General features: G+C 70.3%; 12 protein-coding genes. 3 read left to right on the top strand and 9 right to left on the bottom strand.

Annotated features, from left to right (window positions below; translation table 11 throughout):
• Positions 1–14 precede the first annotated feature (14 nt).
• Genes ACK3BB_RS19420 through ACK3BB_RS19435 form a run of 4 tightly spaced genes read right to left on the bottom strand, consistent with a single transcriptional unit; the run spans position 15 to position 3,337 of the window.
• Positions 15–557: a DUF3299 domain-containing protein gene (locus ACK3BB_RS19420; protein ID WP_428926294.1), complete on the bottom strand. Its 543-nt coding sequence runs from the start codon at positions 555–557 to the stop codon at positions 15–17.
• Between the two features lie 15 nt (positions 558–572).
• Positions 573–1,820, bottom strand: a complete 1,248-nt coding sequence (locus tag ACK3BB_RS19425) for an ABC transporter permease (protein WP_428926295.1) — start codon at positions 1,818–1,820, stop codon at positions 573–575.
• Positions 1,817–2,518: an ATP-binding cassette domain-containing protein gene (locus ACK3BB_RS19430; protein ID WP_428926296.1), complete on the bottom strand. Its 702-nt coding sequence runs from the start codon at positions 2,516–2,518 to the stop codon at positions 1,817–1,819. The genes ACK3BB_RS19425 and ACK3BB_RS19430 overlap by 4 nt, the downstream gene beginning before the upstream one ends.
• A 3-nt stretch (positions 2,519–2,521) precedes the next feature.
• On the bottom strand, positions 2,522–3,337 hold the full coding sequence (locus ACK3BB_RS19435) for a ZrgA family zinc uptake protein (RefSeq protein WP_428926297.1): 816 nt from the start codon (positions 3,335–3,337) through the stop codon (positions 2,522–2,524).
• A gap of 810 nt (positions 3,338–4,147) precedes the next feature.
• Between ACK3BB_RS19435 and ACK3BB_RS19440 the strand changes: the two genes are divergently transcribed.
• Genes ACK3BB_RS19440 through ACK3BB_RS19450 form a run of 3 tightly spaced genes read left to right on the top strand, consistent with a single transcriptional unit; the run spans position 4,148 to position 9,542 of the window.
• The gene (locus ACK3BB_RS19440) at positions 4,148–5,260 is read left to right on the top strand and encodes an efflux RND transporter periplasmic adaptor subunit (protein WP_428926298.1); all 1,113 of its coding nucleotides are present in this window, start codon (positions 4,148–4,150) and stop codon (positions 5,258–5,260) included.
• Positions 5,257–6,504 carry an efflux RND transporter periplasmic adaptor subunit gene (locus ACK3BB_RS19445; protein ID WP_428926299.1) on the top strand — a complete coding sequence of 416 codons (1,248 nt, stop codon included), beginning with the start codon at positions 5,257–5,259 and terminating at the stop codon, positions 6,502–6,504. Before ACK3BB_RS19440 ends, ACK3BB_RS19445 begins: the two co-directional genes overlap by 4 nt.
• Positions 6,501–9,542 (top strand): efflux RND transporter permease subunit, encoded by a 3,042-nt coding sequence (locus ACK3BB_RS19450; protein WP_428926300.1) that lies wholly within the window; start codon positions 6,501–6,503, stop codon positions 9,540–9,542. Before ACK3BB_RS19445 ends, ACK3BB_RS19450 begins: the two co-directional genes overlap by 4 nt.
• 133 nt (positions 9,543–9,675) lie before the next feature.
• On the opposite strand, the gene ACK3BB_RS19455 is transcribed toward ACK3BB_RS19450, so the two are convergent.
• The 5 genes from ACK3BB_RS19455 to ACK3BB_RS19475 form a co-directional block, all read right to left on the bottom strand.
• On the bottom strand, positions 9,676–11,577 hold the full coding sequence (locus ACK3BB_RS19455; RefSeq protein ID WP_428926301.1) for a GMC oxidoreductase: 1,902 nt from the start codon (positions 11,575–11,577) through the stop codon (positions 9,676–9,678).
• 238 nt (positions 11,578–11,815) lie between these two features.
• Positions 11,816–12,679: a glycosyltransferase family 25 protein gene (locus ACK3BB_RS19460; protein ID WP_428926302.1), complete on the bottom strand. Its 864-nt coding sequence runs from the start codon at positions 12,677–12,679 to the stop codon at positions 11,816–11,818.
• Positions 12,676–13,851 carry a DegT/DnrJ/EryC1/StrS family aminotransferase gene (locus tag ACK3BB_RS19465; RefSeq protein WP_428926303.1) on the bottom strand — a complete coding sequence of 392 codons (1,176 nt, stop codon included), beginning with the start codon at positions 13,849–13,851 and terminating at the stop codon, positions 12,676–12,678. Before ACK3BB_RS19465 ends, ACK3BB_RS19460 begins: the two co-directional genes overlap by 4 nt.
• Before the next feature lie 48 nt (positions 13,852–13,899).
• Positions 13,900–15,141: a glycosyltransferase family 4 protein gene (locus ACK3BB_RS19470; protein ID WP_428926304.1), complete on the bottom strand. Its 1,242-nt coding sequence runs from the start codon at positions 15,139–15,141 to the stop codon at positions 13,900–13,902.
• A 71-nt stretch (positions 15,142–15,212) separates the two neighbouring features.
• Positions 15,213–15,845 (bottom strand): sugar transferase, encoded by a 633-nt coding sequence (locus tag ACK3BB_RS19475; protein ID WP_428926305.1) that lies wholly within the window; start codon positions 15,843–15,845, stop codon positions 15,213–15,215.
• Between the last annotated feature and the right edge of the window lie 319 nt (positions 15,846–16,164).

Raw genomic sequence — 16,164 nt, forward strand, 5'->3', positions numbered from 1 at the left:
CGGGGCGCGCGGGTTCAGTCGAACCGTTCGATATGGTCGGCCACGATGCTGTAACCGGCTTCGGCAATGTCTGTCGCCCGGGTCTCGGCGCGCATGGTGCCCGACACCCAGACGGCATCCCACAGGTCGGTCGACGGCCAGGGCGGATCGGCCTCGACCACGACCAGCTGGTTGGGCGGCGGCGGCGGTACGTGGATGCAGGCCCCGACATAGGGCACCAGCAGAAAGACCGTCACGCCCTTGGTCCCGGCTTCCAGCGGCACGATGTAGCCCGGCAGCTTGATCAGCTCGCCGTTCAGCGCCTCGTTCAGGCGCAGGGCGTTTTCGTCGTAGACCGGTTTCCAGATGTCGTTGACCACGTCGATCTCGCCATCGCCGACGATCTCGCCATAGGGCACGCCGGGGGGGATCAGGTCATCCCATTCGATCTGGCGCGCCCCTGCGGCGCGGGCCGGGCCGGGCATCAGACCCCCGCCGGTCGCGAGGGCGGCCGCAAGGCCGGACGAGGCCGCCCGGCAAAATGCGCGGCGGGTCGGGAAACGGGTCGTCGACGTCATGGGCACACCCCCGGATCAGATACGCACCATCATACCGTCGGCCAGCGACAGGCGGTAGGCCCGAAGCGCGGGCAGCAGGCTGGCCAGCGCCGCGGCGCCGACAACCGCCGCCAGAACCTGCAGTTCCCGCAGGCTGGGCGGGTCGATCGGCAGCCACAGCCCGAAGGCCTGGTCGACCAGGGGCCGGGCCACGGCCAGCGCCCCGTACAGCAGCGCCACGCCCAGCACCGCCCCGATGGCCGCCATGCAGGCGGCCTCGGCCACCAGCAGGCCCAGGATCACCGCCGGCCGGGCGCCCATCGCCCGCCAGATCGCCATCTCCCGGCGCCGTTCGTTGAGGCTGGAAAAGATCATCGCCATCATGCCGATCAGCGCCGTGACCACCACCATGCCCGACACGCCGATCAGCGCCGTTTCGGCCACTCCGACGATCTGCCACAGCTCCTGCAGCGCCACGCCCGGCAGGACGGCCAGCAGCGGCTCTTCGGGATATTCGTTGATCCAGCGTTGCAGCCGGAAGACCTGCAGCCGCGATTTGACCCCGACCAGCGCGGCGGTGATGGCCTGGGGTTGCAAGTCCATCTGGCGGATGACCTCGACGGGCGTCACCGCCCCGGTCTTGGCCCCGCTCTTCCAGTCGACATGGATGGCCTCGATGGCCTCCATCCCCACGATCACGGTGCGGTCGACCGGCGTGCCGGTCTTGGCCAGGATGCCCGCCACGCGGAACGGCTGGTCGTCATGTTCGGTGAACGAGGCCAGCCCATGGGCCACGACGATCGGATCGCCGACCGCATAGCCCAGCGTGCGCGCCACGTCGGCCCCGATCACCGTGTCATAGAGATCGTCCAGCCCGCGCCCCTCGGCATAGGCCAGGGCCCGGCCGCCGCGATACTTGTAGCGCGTGAAGAACTCGGGCGTCGTGCCCATCACCCGGAACTGCTTGTGGCTGTCGCCCAGCGAGATCGGCACGATCCAGTCGACCTCGTCGCGGGCGGCGATGTCCTGGTAGCTTTGCCAGGTCACGTTGTTGGTCGCATTGCCGATGCGGAAGACGGAATAGAGCAGCAGCTGCACCGAGCCCGACCGCGCGCCGACGATCAGGTCGGTGCCGGAAATCGTGTCGGCAAAGCTGGCTCGGGCGCCGGTGCGCACTTTCTCGACGCCCAGGAACAGGGCCACGGACAGGGCGATGGACAGGATCGTCATGCCCACGGTCAGCGCGCGGGCGGTGAGCGAGCCCAGGACAAGCCGGCCGATCATGCGGTCTTCCTTTCGCTGCGGGCGATGTCGTCCAGGCGCAGCACCCGGTCGAACCGGTCGCCCAGCCGGTCGTCATGGCTGACCATCAGCAGGGCCGAGCCGGCCGCGCGCAGCTGGTCGAAGAGCAGGCCCAGAAAGGCATCCTGGCTGCGGGCATCCAGCGCCGATGTCGGCTCGTCGGCCACGATCAGCGGCGGCTGGCCGATCAGCGCCCGGGCCACGGCCACGCGCTGCTGCTGGCCGACCGACAGCCGCCCGGCGGCCACGCCCAGCAGGTCGGCCGACAGGCCCAGCCCGGTGCAGAGCCGTTCGGTCTCGGCCGCCGCATCCCCGGCCCGGGCCCGCCGGTCGGGGGCAAAGCGAAGCGGCAGGCGGATGTTGTCGCGCACGGTGCCATAGGGCAGCAGGTTGAACTGCTGAAAGATCACACCGATCCGCTCGGCGCGGAACCGGTCCCGCGCCCCGGCGCCCAGCCCGGACAGGTCGGTGCCATCCACCGACACCCGCCCGTCCTGCGGCACGACGATGCCGCAGATCAGCGACAGCAGGGTCGATTTCCCGGATCCGCTTTCGCCCAGCAGCAGGACGGTTTCCCGCGGGGCCAGCGTGAAGTCCGGCACCGACAGGCCGAACCCGCCCCGCCCGGGCCAGCGAAAGCCCACGTCCTCGAGGACCAGCGGAGAGGCGGATCCGGTCATCGCTCAGAGACGCCCGCCAAGCGGCAGGGCCGGCCGGTCGCGGGTGATCTCGGCGGACAGTGCGCCGGTGTCGGTCACCAGCTGCACATCCAGTTCCTGCGCATTGGGGAAGACACCGAAATAGGCGAATTCGATGCGGTCGGCGGCCGTGATGTCGGCACAGACCAGCTCGTATTCGGCATGGAACTCGGAATGGCCGCCTTCTTCGTGGTCGTGGTCGGCATGATCGTCGTGGTCATGATCCCCGTCGGCATGTTCTCCGTCGGCATGGTCCTCGTGCGCGTGATCTTCGTCGGCATGGTCCGCATCGTGGTCATGCTCTTCATCATGGGCACGATCCTCGTCGTGGTCATGGCCTTCGTCATCGGCATGATCCTCGCCATGATCTTCGTCATGGGCATGGTCGTCATCGTGATCATGCTCTTCATCATGCGCATGATCCGCGTCGTGGTCATGGCCTTCGTCATCGGCATGATCCTCGTCGTGATGCGCCTCGGCCTCCAGCGCGGCATGGGCATGGGCGACGGTGCACCCTGCCGCCTCGGGCAGGACGAACAGGTACAGCGGCTGTTCAAGGGCCTCGATGGCCGCGGCGATCGTTGCCTTGTCGGCGTCGCTGGTCGCGGCATGTTCGAACCCGGCGATATCGGCCCCCGGCACATGCAGTTCCATCGCGATCCGGTCGCCTTCCAGCGCGATGCCCAGCTGGCCGGTGCCATGTTCATGGGCGCCCAGTTCGCGGTGGTCCTGCGCCATGGCGCCACCGGCGGCCAGCAGCGCAACAGAGAAATTGGCCAGGGCCAGAGCTTTGAAATCCATGACGGTTCCCTTCGTCTCGATGAGGAGCGTTATACCAATGCCCGCGCCGCCGCCATGGGCCGGCCCGTGACAATCCGGTGACAGGCCCGGAGGGGCGGCGACTCGTTGGCAATCTGGTAATGTTATAACATACGCACTGCAACCCCGAACCCGTGCCACCGATCCGCCCCGGATCCGGCCCCGATGCGCGCACGACGAGGCCCGCCCCCGACCTGCCGCGCCGCTCGATGCCAACCATCCGCCAGATCCAACGCGTCACGCTCTCAAATCCCGGCCATCACCCGGAACCGGCCTGTCGCGCCCCTGATTAAGGCTCACCCCCGGATCCAGCCCGTCACATCCCTGCTGCCGACCATCCCCCCGGAACCGGCATTAACGTCGGACCATCCCGGCCGTCCCCCGGATCCGGCCTGTCGCGCCCCTGATTAAGGCTCCCCCCGGAGTCAGCCCGTCACATCCCTGCTGCCGGCCACTCACCGGAACCGGCATGTCACGTCGGCCCATCCCGGCCGTCCCCCGCATCCGGCCTGTCGCGCCTCCAGTCTCGGCTGCCCCCGGACCCAATCGCCCACCAGTTACGCCCGACCGCGCCCTTGCCACGGCCGGTGCTCCTCGCCGTTTTATGGCGCTTTTTCCCCGCATCGGCCCGGCGGATGGGCCTGTGCCGGGCGCCGCGACCAATTGTCCGCCGATGCACGTTCGGAAACTGAACCATTCAGTTTACTTTTCACCTTTAATCCGCCACAAACCGATTCTGGCGCTATATCCCCGTCGCAACCGTGACCGTCAGCTGTTCAGGATAACCTCCCCTTGCCCCATCTCGGCCCTCTCCACCGGTTCCTCCTGGCCGTACCGATCCTTGCCCTCGGCCCGCTGGCCCCTGCCCTGCCCGCCCGCGCCCAGGACGCCCCGGCCCCGGCCGGCGAGACCGTCCTGGCCGTCACCGCCGTCACGGCCGAGGTCATCACGCCCCTGTCGCAACATGTGCTGATCGGCGAGATCACCGCCCCGGAAACCGTGCAGGCCTCGTTTCCCGTCGGCGGCCGGCTGACCGACGTCATGGTCCAGGTCGGTGACCAGGTCGCGCCGGGCGACACGCTGGCCCGGATCGAACAGGTCCAGCAGGTCCAGGCCCTGCGCGCGGCCGAAGCCCGGCTGTCGGCCGCCGAGGCCGAGTTCACCGCCGCCGAAAGCCAGTCGGAACGCCAGGCCGAACTGTTCGAACGCGGCGCCACGACCCGGTCGGACCGGGACCAGGCCTCGGACCGATACGCCGCTGCCGTGGCCACCCGGACCCAGGCCCAGGCCTCGCTCGACCAGGCCCGCCAGGCGCTGGACGACACCGTTCTGACGGCCGGCGCCCGGGCCACGGTGACCGACCGGTTCGGCGAGCCCGGCCAGGTTGTCGGCGCGGCGCAGCCGGTGCTGGAACTGGCCGTGGGCCCCGGGTTCGAAGCCAAGTTCAACGTGCCCGAAGGCGTGCTGACCGCCGCTCAGACCGCGCCCCAGACCGTGACCCTGAGCGGGCTGGACCGGCCCGGCGTGACGGTCATGGGCCGGCTCAAGGAAATCTCGCCGCTGGTCGATGCCGCCCGTGGCACCGTCGAGGTGACGGTCACGCTCGACGAGCCGCTGCCCGGGCTGACCTATGGCGATGCCGTGCGCGGCGCGACGGCCTGGACCGACGATCCCCAGATCGTGCTGCCCTGGTCGGCGATCTCGTCGGGCACCGACGGGCCGAGCGTGTGGATCGTCGATCCCGCCGACGACACCGTGTCGGAACATCCCATCACCATCGGCCGCTATTCCGAACACCGGGTCATGGTAGCCGATGGCGTGACGGCCGGACAGGTCGTTGTCACCCGCGGCGCCCAGCTGCTCTATCCCGGCCGCCAGGTCCGCATCGTGGAGCCTTCCGAATGATCCGCCCCCTTCCGGCCCCCGGGCCCTTGCCCCAGCCGGCCCCGCAGGCCGGCCCCGCAGCGGCATTTACACGCCCGGCATCGGCGCAGGCCGGCCCTGCTCTGGCCCTGTCGCGCACCCTGCTGCCGGTCCTGTCCCGCATCCTGCGCCCGGCCCGAGCGCTGGCCCCCGCCCTGGCCCTTCTGCTGGCCGCTGCGCCGGCCCCGGCCAGCGATGCGCCCGAGGCCGAGGCCGGTCCTTCCAAGCCCCGGCCCGTCGTCTCCGAAGTCATCCGCCCGCAGGCCGAGATCAGCCGCGCCTGGGTCGGCTCGGTCGAGGCCGAACATGAAATCTCGCTGGGTTTCCTGGTGCTGGGCACCATGGCCCAGCGGCAGGGCGAGCTGGGCGACGTGGTGTCGCGCGGCGACGTGCTGGCCCAGCTGGACGCGGCCGATCTCGATTCCGGGGTTCGCGCGGCCGAGGCCGGCGTGGCCATCGCCCGCGCCCAGCGGGACACGGCCCGCGATGCCAATGACCGGGCATCCGAACTGCTGGACCGCGGCGTGTCGAACCAGGCCGCCCTGGACGAGGCGGCCAACACCCTGGCCGCGGCCGAAGCCACCCTGCGCGAGGCCGAGGCCCAGCTGGAACAGGCCCGCGAGCAGCGCTCCTATGCCGATCTCAAGGCCCCGACCGACGGCATCATCACCGCCGTCCATGCCGAGGCCGGAGCGACGCTGGACGCCGGCGATCCGGTCTTTGACCTGGCCGCGGGCGACCGGCGCGAGGTTGTCGTCAGCCTGACCCAGGACGTGGCCTCGGCCATGCAGGTCGGCGCGGTCTTCGACATCACGCTGATCTCGAACCCGGCGATCACGGGCATGGCCACGCTGGTACGCATCGATCCCGTCAGCGAGCGCACCTCGCGCACCCGGGCCGCGCACATGATGCTGGGCAAGGACAGCCACCCGGCCTTTCGCATCGGCGCGCTGGTCAATGCCCGGCTGACCGCTGCCAACGGGCCGATCATCACCCTGTCCGAAGGCGCCCTGATCGCCGATGCCGATCCGCCCGCCGTCTGGGTCGTGACCGGCAACGACCGCCACCTGGCCCGCACCCCCGTCGACATCGGCGCCCGCGCCGCCGGCCGCGTGCTGGTGCTGTCGGGCCTGGCCGAAGGCGACGAAGTCCTGACCCGGGGCGTCAATTCCGTGACCGAGGGCCAGCAGGTCGGCCCGCGCACCGCACCGGAGGCCATCCGATGAGCCGTTTCAACCTGTCCGACTGGGCGCTCAAGCACCGGTCCTTCGTCTGGTTCCTGATGATCGTCTCGCTGGTCGCCGGCGCGCTGGCCTATGTCCAGATCGGCCGCGAGGAAGATCCCAACTTTGCCATCAAGACCATGGTCATCTCGGCCTCGCTGCCCGGCGCCTCGGTCGAGGAAACGCTGGAACAGGTCACCGACCGGATCGAGAAGAAGCTCGAGGATCTCGACGAGCTCGACCGCACCCGCTCGCTGACCCGGCCGGGCGTGGCCGTGGTCTATGTCGACCTGCTCGACACCACCCGGGCCCGCGAACTGCCGCGCATCTGGCAGGACGTGCGCAACATGATGGCCGATATCCGGGCCGATTTCCCGTCGGAATTCCAGGGCTTCCAGTTCAACACCGATTTCGGCGACGTGTTCGGCAACATCTATGCCTTCACCACCGACGGCTATACCCCGCGCGAGCTGCGCGATTACGTCGAAGGCGTGCGCCGGGCCGTGCAGGGGCTGGACGATGCCGGCAAGGTCGAGATCTTCGGCATCCGCGAAGAGGTCATCTATGTCGAGTTCTCGACCGAACGGCTGGCCGCGCTGGGGCTGAACCAGGACGAGGTCGAACAGGTGCTGGCCGCCCAGAACGCCATCCTGCCCTCGGGCGAGATCGACACCGGGCCGGAACGGGTGCTGGTGCGCGTGGGCGGCGAATTCACCGGGGCCGAGAGCATCGGCGACGTGAACCTGCGGGTGGGCGACAATTTCTTCCGCCTGACCGACGTGGCCACGGTGACCCGGGCCTATGCCGATCCGCCCTCGGAAATGTTCCGCTACAAGGGTGCCGAGGCCGTGGGCCTGGCCATCGGCATGCGCGAGGGCGCCAACATCCTGGATTTCGGGGCCGAGCTGTCGGCGCTGATGGCCGACCTGGAACAGCGCCTGCCCATCGGCATCAACGTCCACCACGTGGCCGACCAGCCGCATGCCGTCGACGAGGCCGTCAGCCATTTCATCCAGGCCCTGATCGAGGCCGTGGTCATCGTGCTGGCCGTCAGTTTCATCAGCCTGGGCGTGCGCGCCGGGCTGGTCGTATCGCTGTCGATCCCGCTGGTCCTGGCCATCACCTTCGTGGTCATGCATGCCTGGGGCTTCACCCTGCAGCGGATCTCGCTGGGCGCGCTGATCATCGCGCTCGGCCTGCTGGTCGATGATGCCATGATTGCCATCGAAACGATGATCTCGCGGCTGGAAGTGGGCGAGAGCCTGGGCAAGGCCGCGTCCTTTGCCTGGACCTCGATCGCCTTCCCGATGCTGACCGGCACGCTGGTCACCGTCGCCGGGTTCATCCCGATCGGGCTGAACAATTCGGCGGCCGGCGAATTCACCTTCTCGCTCTTCGTGGTCATCGCCGTGTCGCTGCTGGTGTCCTGGGTGGTGGCCGTGCTCTTTGCGCCCCTCCTGGGCGCCACGCTGCTGCCGGCGAAATGGGATCACCACGATGCCGAGCCGGGCCGCGTGCGCCGGACCTTTCACCGCGTCCTGCGCGGGGCGATGCGGGCGCGCTGGCTGACCATCCTGGTCACCGTGCTGGCCTTTGCCGGGGCGATCTGGGGCATGCGCTTTGTCGAGAACCAGTTCTTCCCCAGCTCGGACCGGCCCGAGCTGATCGTCGACATCACCCTGCCGCGCAATGCCTCGATCGAGGCCACCCGCGCCGAGATGGACCGGTTCGAAGAGGTGCTGGCCGATCATGACGACGTGTCCTTCTGGAGCTCTTACGTCGGGCGGGGCGCGCCGCGTTTCATCCTGAGCTTTGATGCCGGCACGCCGGGGCCGAATATCGGCCAGATCATCATCCAGACCCCCGGAGTCGAGGCCCGCGACCGGCTGCGCGCCGATCTCGAAGCCCTGGCCCGCACCGACTTCCCGGGCACCGATGTCTTCGTCAAGCTGCTGGAGATCGGCCCGCCGGTCGGCCGGCCTGTGCAATACCGGATCACCGGGTTCGACGTCGACCGCCTGCGCGAGATCGCCCGCGACTTTGCGGCGATCATGGCCGCCGATCCGCGCACGGGCAATGTCGTGCTCGACTGGAACGAACCGGCCCGGCTGGTCCGGGTCGACATCATCCAGGACCGGCTGCGCCTGCTGGGCCTGACCTCGCGCGATATCGCCGGGGCGCTGAACACGATCTACGACGGCGCCACGATCACCGAGCTGCGCGACGATACCTACCTGATCGACGTGGTCGGCCGGGGCAGCGACGAGGCGCGGTCCTCGATCGAAGGGCTGATCAACCTGCAGCTTTCGGCCCCCGACGGCACGGCCATCCCGCTGTCGTCGCTGGCGGTGTTCCACTACGACACCGAACAGCCGGTCATCCGCCAGGAAAACCGCATACCGACGATCACCGTGGCCTCGGCGATCCAGACCTCGGACCAGCCCGACACCATCGTGGCCGACCTGGCCGACCAGGTCGAAAGCTTCCGCCAGTCGCTGCCGCCGGGATACGATGTCGAGGTCGGCGGGTCGGTCGAAAGCTCGGCCGAAAGCCAGGCGCCGATCGCGGCGGTGGTGCCGATGATGCTGCTGATCATGGCCTTCCTGGTCATGGTCCAGATGCAGGGCTTCCGACGGTCCTTCGTGGTCTTTGCCGCCGCGCCGCTGGGGCTGATCGGCGTGGTTGCTGCGCTGGTGCCTTCGGGCGCGCCGCTGGGCTTTGTGGCGATCCTGGGCGTGCTGGCCCTGATCGGCATCCTGATCCGCAATTCGATCATCCTGGTGCACGAGATCGAGGTGCAGCGCGAGGATCACGGCCTGTCGGCCTGGGACGCGGTGTTCACGGCCTCGGACAGCCGGGCCCGGCCGATCCTGCTGACCGCCGCGGCGGCCTCGCTGGCGCTCATCCCGATCTCGCGGCAGATCTTCTGGGGACCGATGGCCTATGCCATGATGGGCGGCATCATTGCCGGCACGCTGATCACCCTGCTCTTCGTGCCGGCGCTCTACCTGGCGGTCTTCCGGGTCAAGCGGCCGGGCTGACCCGGCGTGCCGGCGGCCGCCGCTTGGTCGGTTGTGTCGCCGGTCGGGTCGCGGGTCATCACGGGGCCGCCAGCCGCGCGGCTGGCCCCCTGCCCGGCGCGATCACCGGCTTGATCACTGGCCCGGTCGTTGGCTACGTCACCGGCCGGATCATTGGCCGCGCCATCGCATTGGCCCCGTCACCGGTCTGGTCATCGGCCTGGTCCTTGGCCGCGCCATCGGCCCGGTCGTTGCCCACGGCATCGGCTCGATCGTTGTCCACCGCACCGGCTCGATCGTTACCCAAACCACCGGCCCGATCCGCCGCCAGGTGATCGGCCAACCGCATGGCCAGGGCGCAGATCATCAGCGTCGGGTTGGCATGGCCGCTGGTCGCAAAGACCGAAGCCCCGGCCACGTGCAGGTTGTCGACCCCGTGCACCCGGCAATCGGCATCCACCACGCCCCGCCGCGGATCGGCGGCCATGCGCGTGGTGCCGGCCGAATGGGCCATGTCGATGACCGGCGCGGGCGCGTCCTCGGCGATCCAGCCGGCCAGCTCGGGCACCGGCAGCCCGGCCCGCCCGAATTCCTCGCCCAGCAGCCGGCCGAAACGGGCCAGCGTGCGGGTCTCTAACTCGCCCACCTGCCAGCGCACCTGCGGCAGCGGCACGCCATGGCGGTCGCGCGCCGTGCCCAGCGACACGCGGTTGGCCGGGTCGGGCACCTGTTCGCAGACCGCCTGGATCGACAGGCCGACCAGCTTGTGGGGCATGCCGCCGGTCAGGTATTCCTCGGCCGCCACCCCGGGACGAAAGCGCACCACCTGGTTGACCGCAAAGCGCGACAGCCCGGCCGGCACGTGGCGGCTTTGCAGGGCCATCCGGCCCAGCCCCATGGCCACGATCCCCGGCGAGCGCGCCACCGCCCGCATGTCCTGCCAGGGCGCGGCGCTGTCGCGCCGGATCAGCCGGCGCAGCGCCGGCAGCGGGTCGTCGGCCGCCCGCTCGCCGGGCATGAAGCCGGCGCAGTTCAGCAACCCCTCGTCGCGCTGCAGCCGGGCCGTGGGCGCCAGGCCCCGCATGTACATCGTCGCGCCCTGCCCGGTCTTCAGCCCGAAGAACCCGTAATGCACCGACATCCGGGCAATATCGGCCGGCCGGAAGGCCCCGACCACAGCGCAGGGGTGATCCATCAGGCAGCGCCCGACCTGGTCATGGGCATTGCCCAGCCCCTGCCCCTCGCGCGCGATCAGCAACAGCCGGGCGTTCTCGATGGCCGAAGCCGCCAGCACCACCGACCGCGCGGTGATCCGGTGGGCCCGGCCGGCGGCATCCACCGCCCGCACGGCGCAGACCCGGCGGCCGGCCGCATCTGTCTCCAGCCCGGTCACGGTCGCTCCGGTCAGCACCCGGGCATTGGCCGGCGGCGCGGCCAGGAATTCGCGCCCGGCCTGCATGACCTCCATCGGCGACAGGGTCGACCGGGCGAATTGCCAGAAGAACGACCGCAGCCGGTCGGGATCGGGCGTGGGCCGGGGCGGTTCGCGGCGCAGCCGGTGCCACAGCCCGTCGTCGTAGCAATTGGGCCCGAGGTTCAGCACCTCCGCCGCCCGGTCCAACGGGCCGTCCAGGTCCCGGGCGGAGATCGGCCAGCCGCTGTTGGGCACCCAGTCGCGGGCGGCAAAATCGATGTCGTCAAAGGCCGCCGACTTGCCCGCCCAGGATTGCGTCGACCCGCCAAGCAGGCGGCAGCGCACGCCGTAACCCTGGCGGTCATGGTCCCACAGCCGGGTCTGGTCGCCGTGGTAGGCCCGGCGTTTGGCCACCTGCTCGTCGGTCCAGTTGCCCGGGGCCACGGCCACGCGGTTCAGCTCTTCGGCCCCGGCGTCCTCGTCCAGCCCGCCGCTTTCGAGGATCAGCACCTCGCGCCGGCTGTCGGCCAGCCCGCGGGCCAGGGTCAGCCCGGCCGGCCCGCCGCCGATGATCAGCACATCGGCCCGAAGCGTTGCGCCGGTTTCGACATCGGCCAGCGGCCGCACGGCGGAGTGGCCCATCACGCGGTCCCGCCCATCACTTGGCCCCGCCGGCGCCCGGCATTGCACATCGCGCCGATCCGCCTGCGTCCGGCCCTGTGCATGTCATCGCCCCTGCACATCACGACGCGACGGCCCAAGACGGGCAACCGCCCCCGTCCGCGCCAACACATCACGCCGCCGCGGCACGTCACATCGTCCCCGTCGATCACGCAGCTCTGCCGACGCCCGGCCCGGCCCATCTTGCGGCCCCCGCCCATCACACCGACCCGCCCGCGCCTGGCTCCGGCGCGCCGACCTGGTGAAAGTCCGCGGCCCGCCCGCGCATGGCCCGGTCGCGTCCGCGCAAACGCCAGTTGGCCAGCGCCTTGCCCAGCCGGTTGCCCAGCCTGCGCCGCAGGAAGCGGGCGTGGTCGACCGGCCCCAGCGGCTCGATGTCGAGCATCGGCACCGAGGTCGGCGAAAACCGCTCCAGTGCCGGGAAGGGATAGACCGAGTAGAGCGGCAGCCCGGTCTTCCAGAAGGCATCCAGGGCCAGGTCCCAGGCGGTATCGACCTGGCGGCAGGTCTCGGCCACCCGCCGCGCGCCCTCCTTCGACAAGAGATAGGCCTGGGCGCCGGAAGGGCTGGTGCGGTAGCGGATGATCGACCGGTCGTGAAAGAACCCCAGCTGCGCGCCGGGCGCGTAATACATGCCGAAGAGGCGCATGTAATGGATGCCCTCGTCGCGGCACAGGACCATAAGCTCGTCCAGCGGAAAGCCGGTGTCGAAGATCACGTCGTCCTCGAAGACCAGCAGGTAATCGCTGGCCCCGGTCTCGGCAAAGTCGGCGATCACGGTGTAATGGCTGGACCACAGCGCCAGCTGGGCCGGCGACAGGGCCCGGCCATAGGTCCCGCGGATGCGCGCCGGGTCGTGGCGCAACCGGGGGTTGGCCAGGTTGGTATGGGCCTCGAAGAACGACCAGGGATGGGCCAGCCCGGCCAGTTCGTCCTGCATCCAGGCCCGGCGGCGTTCGGCGCTGGCCAGGTTGATCACCCGCACTTCCAGCCCCGGCCGCGCGGACTGCCCTGTCTGACCGGCCCGGCCTGGAGGCCCGGCAAAGGCCGCCTCGTGCCTCATGCCACGGCCTCGTGATAGCCCGGCGCCCGCCGGGCCAGCGCCCGGCGCAGCACGCGGGCGCGGTAGGCCATGACCGGCAGCGGGTATTGCGCGCCAAGCGCCACGCGGCAGGTCCGGCCCAGGATGTCGAGCGTGCGGGCATGGTCTTCGACCCGGTGCTCGATCTCGCGGTTGGCCCAGGCATAGGGGTTCATCCGGGGGTGGTGGGCGCGTTTCGACAGCACGGCCTCCCAGTTGGCAAAGACATGGCGGTCGGTGTCCAGCAACCGTTCGACCCCGGCGATGTCCCCGAAGGCCCTTGCATCCTCGGCCCGGTCGAAGATCACCGTCAGCCCGACCGCCGCATCGGCATCGTTATGCGGCGAGATCCGGCAGCCCGGCGCGCCTTCCAGCGCCCGGGCCATCAGCCCGTGACGCCGGCGCAGGCGTTTCATCAGGGGCGCCAGCCGGGGCAGCTGGGCGTTCAGCATCGCCCCCGTCAGCTCGGACACCCGCAGGTTCATCGCCGAAAAGACCGGCTCTTCGCTGGACTTGAGGCCACGGATGAAATTGCCCGGATCGTGGTACATCTGGGCCCGCACGAACAGCCGTTCGTCATCGGTCAGCACGGCCCCGCCCTCGCCGGCGGTCATGTTCTTGTGGTGGTTGAAGCTCATCGCGCCAAGATCGCCGATCGTGCCCACCGGCCGGCCGCGATAGGTCACGCCGATGGCCTGGCAGGCGTCCTCGACGACGACCAGCCCGTGGCGCCGGGCGATGTCCATCACGGCCGCCATGTCGCAGGGCAGGTTCAGCATGTGCACGGGCATGATCGCCCGGGTCCAGGGCGTGATCCGCGCCTCGATGGCCGCAGGGTCGATGGTCAGGCTCTCGTCGATATCCACCAGCACGGGCACGGCGCCCACGGCCAGCGGGGCGATGGCCGTCGACACCCAGGTATAGGCCGGCACCAGCACCTCGTCGCCGGGGCCGATGCCCGCCGCGGCCAGCGCCGCGATCAGCGCGCTGGTGCCGCTGTTGACGGTCAGCACATGGGCACAGCCCATCTGCGCGGCAAAGGCCGTTTCAAAGGCGGCGGTGGCGCCCCTTGCGCCCTTGCCGTAGCGCAGGAGCCGGCCGTCGGCCAGAACCCTGGCCAGGCTGGTGAATTCGCGAAGTCCGACTTTCGCCATCTGCTTGGTCCGTGAACGGGCCGCCCGTGACGGGCGGCGGTGAAATGATCAGAGCATCGGCTCCAGCACCTGCCAGAGCCGGTCGCCGGCGATGTCCCAGGTCAGCGCCCTGGCCCGCGTCCGGCCCCGGGCGACCTGGCCGGCCCGGGCGGCATCGTCGCCGGCCAGCCGGGCGATGGCCGCGACCCAGCCGGCGGTCTCCCCGGCCTCGACCAGCACGGCGCCCTCGCCGCAGACCTCGGGTATGGCCCCGCCCCGCGCGGCCACGACGGCCGTGCCGCAATGCATCGCCTCGACGGGCGGCAGGCCGAAGCCCTCGGTTTCGGACGGAAAGAGGAACATCCGCGAGGCGCCATAAAGCGCGCGCAGCGCGCCGTCGCTGACCCGGCCGGCAAAGATGACATTGGGCGGCACGGCCCAGCCCCTGGCCTCATAGGCCCGCCGGTCGGCCGCACCGGTCAGCACCAGCGGCAGCCCGGCCAACGCCGGGTCGTGGAAGGCCGCGAAGAGCCGGCGCATGTTCTTGTAGCCCGACACCGACCCCAGGGCGAGGGCGAAGGGCCGCCCGGCCAGGCCCAGCCGGTCGAGAATGGCCGTGTCGGGCACCTGGCGCAGCAGGTGGTCGGTGCCGTTGTGGACCACGTGGATCTTGTCCAGCGTGCCGATGCCATGGGCGGCCAGCGCCTGGCGCGAATGCTCCGAAACCGTCAGGATCGCCCGGGCCCGCCGGCCGATCAGCGGCCACAGCATGCGGTAGCCCGCGACCTGCCGGGCCGGGTAGGCCTCGGGCACGGTCAGGGTCTGCACGTCGTGGATCATGACAACCGAATTGGGGTGCAGCACCGGCGCGAGGTTGCAGAAATTGACCAGCAGCTCGCCTCGGGCCAGCGCCGGCAGGGTCAGCATCTCCCAGGCCTGGCCCGGACCCAGCGCGCCGGGCCGCAGCTCGGGTGTCAGCCCCAGCGCGGCCAGGGGCTCCCGGTCGCCCAGGGCCGGGGCCAGCAGCCGGCCGGGCGTGCCCCCGGGCAGCCGGCGCAGCAGTTCGGCGGCAAAGTTCAGCGCCACCCGGTGCACGCCGTTGCCCGTCAGGTCGCCCTGCAGGAACTTGCCGTTGATCGTCAGCCCCCGGGACGCCGCGCGCCCGACGCCCGCCCCGGCCCCCGAAACCATGCCGGGCATCGCCCCGCGCGCCGGGCGCAGGGTCGGAACGCCGGACAGCCGGTCCGCAAGGACCGGCCCGCCCGGACGGATGTCCGGGACCTCGGCGCAATGGCTGGCTGTCTTGGCCATTCAGGTTGTCTCCATTCCGCGACCGGGCGCGCGCGCTTCGGGCCGCAGGGGCCGGCCCGCCCCGCGCCCGCTCACACCGCCCCGCGCCGGGCCAGCACGCAGACCACCGTCCGCGCGAGGATCTGCAGATCGGTGCCCAGCGTGGCATGGCGCACATAGGCCACGTCGAGCGCGATGCGTTCGTCATAGGTCGTGTCCGACCGGCCGCTGACCTGCCACAGGCCGGTCAGCCCGGGCCGGACGCGGATGTAGGATTGATAGTCGCGGCCATATCGCGCGGCCTCGGTCCGGGTGATCGGGCGCGGCCCGACCAGCGACATGTCACCGCGCAGCACGTTGATCAGCTGGGGCAGCTCGTCCAGGCTGGTCTTGCGCAGGATGCGGCCGATCCGCGTGACCCGGCTGTCGCGCTCGAACTTGAAATCCTCGACCCATTCGGCCCGGGCCACCGGATCGCTGGCCAGGATCAGGTCCAGCCGGGACTGGGCATCGGGCACCATGGTGCGAAACTTGAGACAGCCGAAGGGCCGCCCGCCGAGCCCGACGCGGTCATGCGAGAAAAACACCTTTTCGCCGGTGCTGAGCCGGATGGCCAGGGCGATCAGCCCCATCACCGGGGCCAGGACGATCAGCGCGGCCAGCGCCAGCCCCCGGTCGAGGCTGGACTTGACCAGGCCGGCCAGCGCCCCGCGCCCGGCGCCCAAGCCAGTCCCGGCATTGGCCCGCGCAGCGCGCGGTCTTGCCTGTGTTGGACCGGGACGCACGCCCATCTTTGGCCGGCGCCCAAAACGCCAGCCCCCGCCCAGGCCAAATCCCCTGGCCCCGGCGGACTTCTGTTCGATCAATGCCATTCTGAAATACTCCCCCGAAGACCGAGGGTCTTCGTGTCAGGCTGGCGGCCAAATGTGTCACCAGCATGGACATAAAGGCAAAAACAAGACGTCAAGGGTAGCGGTGAACTGGTTAACAATTCGTTTCGCTTCCCCTTGGTTACGCCCGCTCCTGCGGCACACGCGAAACGGA

Source organism: Marinibacterium sp. SX1, from assembly GCF_050389775.1.
Lineage (GTDB): Bacteria > Pseudomonadota > Alphaproteobacteria > Rhodobacterales > Rhodobacteraceae > Marinibacterium.